General features: G+C 52.2%; 1 rRNA gene. It reads left to right on the forward strand.

The window, feature by feature from the left end:
* Positions 1-437 (forward strand): 16S ribosomal RNA (locus tag ABWU86_RS03805); the annotation flags it as partial.

The following is a 437-nucleotide window of genomic DNA, read 5'->3' on the forward strand; positions in this document are numbered from 1 at the left end:
GCCGTAAACGATGAATACTAGGTGTTGGAGGGTTTCCGCCCTTCAGTGCCGCAGCTAACGCATTAAGTATTCCGCCTGGGGAGTACGACCGCAAGGTTGAAACTCAAAGGAATTGACGGGGGCCCGCACAAGTGGTGGAGCATGTGGTTTAATTCGATGCTACGCGAAGAACCTTACCAGCTCTTGACATCTTCTGCCAACCTAAGAGATTAGGCGTTCCCTGCGGGGACAGAATGACAGGTGGTGCATGGTTGTCGTCAGCTCGTGTCGTGAGATGTTGGGTTAAGTCCCGCAACGAGCGCAACCCTTATTATTAGTTGCCAGCATTTAGTTGGGCACTCTAGTGAGACTGCCGGTGATAAACCGGAGGAAGGTGGGGATGACGTCAAATCATCATGCCCCTTATGAGCTGGGCTACACACGTGCTACAATGGATG

Source organism: Apilactobacillus pseudapinorum, from assembly GCF_040369555.1.
Taxonomy (GTDB): domain Bacteria; phylum Bacillota; class Bacilli; order Lactobacillales; family Lactobacillaceae; genus Apilactobacillus.